Source organism: Pseudoalteromonas sp. SCQQ13, from assembly GCF_015864415.1.
GTDB lineage: Bacteria > Pseudomonadota > Gammaproteobacteria > Enterobacterales > Alteromonadaceae > Pseudoalteromonas > Pseudoalteromonas nigrifaciens.
In genome coordinates, this window is the sequence record NZ_JADYXG010000021.1 from 69,851 (window position 1) to 73,203 (window position 3,353).

A 3,353-nucleotide genomic window follows, 5' to 3' on the forward strand; every position below is an offset into this window, starting at 1 on the left:
TTCGTCGTGAAGTTACTTTAAATATCAAGCGCCTAATGGACCTTGGTTGTTATCGTGGCCTACGTCACCGTCGCTCTTTACCACTACGTGGTCAAAGAACTAAGACTAACGCGCGTACCCGTAAGGGTCCTCGTAAGCCTATTAAGCGATAAGGGGATAGTATTATGGCTAAGACACCAATTCGTCGTAAAAAGGTTAAAAAACAAGTTGCTGATGGTATGGCTCATGTTCATGCTTCTTTCAACAACACTATTGTAACGATTACCGATCGTCAAGGTAATGCACTATCATGGGCTACTGCCGGTGGTTCAGGTTTCCGTGGTTCACGTAAATCTACTCCATTTGCTGCTCAGGTTGCTGCAGAGCGTGCAGGTACTGCTGCTCAAGAATACGGTTTAAAAAATCTAGAAGTTTTCATCAAAGGTCCAGGTCCAGGTCGTGAATCTGCTGTACGTGCTTTGAATGCTGCTGGCTACCGTATTACCAACATTACTGACGTGACGCCAATACCACATAATGGTTGTCGTCCACCGAAGAAACGTCGCGTTTAACAATAGGTTAGGAGAAATAACATGGCAAGATATTTGGGCCCTAAGCTCAAGCTGAGTCGTCGTGAAGGCACTGACCTGTTCCTTAAGAGCGGCGTAAGAGCTATCGACTCTAAGTGTAAACTTGAGACTGCACCTGGTCAGCATGGCGCTCGTAAAGGTCGCTTATCTGATTACGGTTTACAATTACGTGAAAAGCAAAAAGTACGTCGTATCTACGGTGTATTAGAAAAGCAATTCCGTAACTACTACAAAGAAGCTGCTCGCCTTAAAGGTAATACAGGTGAAAACTTGTTACAGCTATTAGAGCAACGTTTAGACAATGTTGTATATCGCATGGGTTTTGCTAGCACACGTGCAGAAGCACGTCAGTTAGTAAGCCATAAAGCGATTTTAGTTAATGGTCGTGTTGTGAATGTTCCTTCATACGTAATTGCTCCAGAAGATACTGTTGTAATCCGTGAGAAGTCTAAAACACAAGCACGTATCATCGCTGCTCTAGAGTTGGCTGAGCAACGTGAAAAGCCGACTTGGGTTGAAGTTGACGGTAAGAAATTGGAAGGCAGCTTTAAGCGTCTACCTGAGCGTTCAGATCTGTCTGCGGACATTAATGAACAACTAATCGTCGAACTTTACTCTAAGTAAAGTTAAGAGTTAAGAGAGGATAAAATGCAGGGTTCTGTTACAGAATTTCTAAAACCAAGGTTAGTCGATATCGACGCTATCAACCCAACACGTTCTAAAATAGTTTTAGAACCACTTGAGCGTGGCTTCGGTCACACTTTGGGTAATGCCTTACGCCGTATACTGCTTTCATCTATGCCTGGATGTGCAGTAACTGAAGTTGAAATCGACGGTGTATTGCATGAGTACAGCGCGAAAGAAGGCGTTCAAGAAGACATCATTGAAATACTATTAAACCTAAAAGGTTTAGCAGTAACGTTAGAAGGCAAAGATGAAGTTTTTCTGACCCTGGCTAAATCTGGTGTAGGCCCTGTGACTGCGTCAGATATTCAGCACGATGGCGATGTAACAATTGCTAACCCAGATCATGTTATTTGTAATTTAACAACAAATAACAGCGAGATCAGCATGCGTATTCGTGTTGAACGTGGTCGTGGTTATGTGCCGGCATCTAGTCGTTTATCCTCTGATGACGATGAGCGTCCAATTGGTAGATTGTTGCTTGATGCATCATTTAGCCCAGTTGAACGTATTGCGTACTCGGTTGAATCAGCTCGAGTTGAGCAACGTACAGATTTAGACAAGTTAATCATTGATATGGAAACAAACGGCACTTTAGATCCAGAAGAAGCGATCCGCCGTGCGTCTACTATCTTAGCTGAGCAATTAGATGCATTCGTAGATTTACGTGATGTAACTGAGCCAGAAGAGAAAGAAGAGAAGCCAGAATTCGATCCTATTCTACTTCGTCCAGTTGATGATCTTGAACTAACAGTACGCTCAGCAAATTGTTTGAAAGCCGAGCAAATTCAATATATCGGTGATTTAGTTCAGCGCACTGAAGTTGAGCTTCTTAAAACGCCTAATTTAGGTAAGAAGTCTCTAACTGAAATTAAAGACGTGCTAGCTTCACGTGGACTTTCTCTAGGCATGCGCCTAGAAAATTGGCCACCTGCAAGTTTAGCTGAATAATCTAAATCACTATATTAGTTTAGTTAGAAGGATAGGGTCATGCGCCATCGTAAGAGTGGTCGTCAATTAAACCGTAACAGTAGCCATCGTAAAGCGATGTTTAGCAATATGGCAGGTTCTTTGGTGAAACATGAAATCATCAAAACTACTTTGCCTAAAGCGAAAGAGTTACGTCGTGTAATTGAACCTTTAATCACACTGGCTAAGACTGACAGTGTAGCAAATCGCCGTTTAGCGTTTGCTCGCACGCGTGATAATGAAGTTGTTGGTAAGTTATTCAGTGAAATCGGTCCACGTAACGCGGATCGTCCAGGTGGTTACACTCGTATTCTTAAGTGTGGCTTCCGTACTGGTGATAATGCACCAATGGCTTATATTGAACTAGTTGGTCGCCCAGCGACTAGCGAAGCAGTTCAAGAAGACGCACAGTCTGCAGAGTAAGTCTTAAAGAAACCTAAAAGCCGAGCCTATGCTCGGCTTTTTCTTGCCTAAAATTTGTTAATCTATATGAATCAGTGATTACCTTCTATTATGATCGTTTACGAGTACTGACTCATAGATTCTAAATTGATAAGTTGTTTTAACACCTGCTTTAATATCCCTACCAAGTTACTCTTTACTTATTACTCATTCAAAATAGCCTATCAGATCATGGTTAAGGATTATCTTCATTATATATTGTTCGTTTAGAGCTATTATATAATACAACTCCAAAACTTAGATTATCCAGTAGAGCGGCCCACTACGAAGTTTATATTTATAAATCTGATTATAAGACATAACGTGTACTCATTTACCTATATTAAGAATCTCATATCAAGGTTGAGTATTACGGCCTAAGTAAACTTACTTCTTAATATTATTAAATTATGATTAAACATAGCTCGATCAATTCAATTTTCGCCTTTTGATTACTTTAAATGATTTTAAGTAATACGAGTCTTCTCATATTGGTTAGTTATTTAGCATAGATGATCCAAATATGTCTTTATTCATTAGTAGTTGTCATAACTTTAATTTCAAATAGCGCTATAAATGTCTTAATGATAGTAGTTTAGTTGTGTTTTTAAGCGTTTAGCTCAAATACTCAGCGAACAGCAGTTTATTTCAAGTTTTCTTTAAAAAACAGTTGATCTGTTTTCGGATCTC

5 protein-coding genes are annotated in these 3,353 nt (G+C 40.2%); all 5 read left to right on the top strand.

Annotated elements, in window-relative coordinates:
* A partial coding sequence (rpsM, locus tag I6F41_RS18075) for a 30S ribosomal protein S13 (RefSeq protein ID WP_231613574.1) occupies positions 1 to 152 on the top strand: 152 nt, incomplete at its 5' end.
* A 12-nt stretch (positions 153 to 164) separates the two neighbouring features.
* Positions 165 to 551 (top strand): 30S ribosomal protein S11, encoded by a 387-nt coding sequence (rpsK, locus tag I6F41_RS15345; RefSeq protein ID WP_002959471.1) that lies wholly within the window; start codon positions 165 to 167, stop codon positions 549 to 551.
* A 21-nt stretch (positions 552 to 572) separates the two neighbouring features.
* A complete protein-coding gene (gene rpsD, locus I6F41_RS15350; RefSeq protein WP_011329438.1) occupies positions 573 to 1,193 on the top strand; it encodes a 30S ribosomal protein S4 in 621 nt (206 codons plus the stop codon).
* Positions 1,194 to 1,217: 24 nt separating this feature from the next.
* Positions 1,218 to 2,204 carry a DNA-directed RNA polymerase subunit alpha gene (locus tag I6F41_RS15355; RefSeq protein WP_011329437.1) on the top strand — a complete coding sequence of 329 codons (987 nt, stop codon included), beginning with the start codon at positions 1,218 to 1,220 and terminating at the stop codon, positions 2,202 to 2,204.
* 39 nt (positions 2,205 to 2,243) lie between these two features.
* Positions 2,244 to 2,645, top strand: a complete 402-nt coding sequence (gene rplQ, locus I6F41_RS15360; protein WP_002959450.1) for a 50S ribosomal protein L17 — start codon at positions 2,244 to 2,246, stop codon at positions 2,643 to 2,645.
* Positions 2,646 to 3,353: the final 708 nt, after the last annotated feature.

Excerpts from the sequence above, each read along its gene's own strand:
- rpsK (WP_002959471.1), top strand. The coding sequence starts at position 165 with ATGGCTAAGACACCAATTCGTCGTAAAAAGGTTAAAAAACAAGTTGCT.
- I6F41_RS15355 (WP_011329437.1), top strand. The coding sequence starts at position 1,218 with ATGCAGGGTTCTGTTACAGAATTTCTAAAACCAAGGTTAGTCGATATC.
- rplQ (WP_002959450.1), top strand. The coding sequence starts at position 2,244 with ATGCGCCATCGTAAGAGTGGTCGTCAATTAAACCGTAACAGTAGCCAT.
- rpsD (WP_011329438.1), top strand. The coding sequence starts at position 573 with ATGGCAAGATATTTGGGCCCTAAGCTCAAGCTGAGTCGTCGTGAAGGC.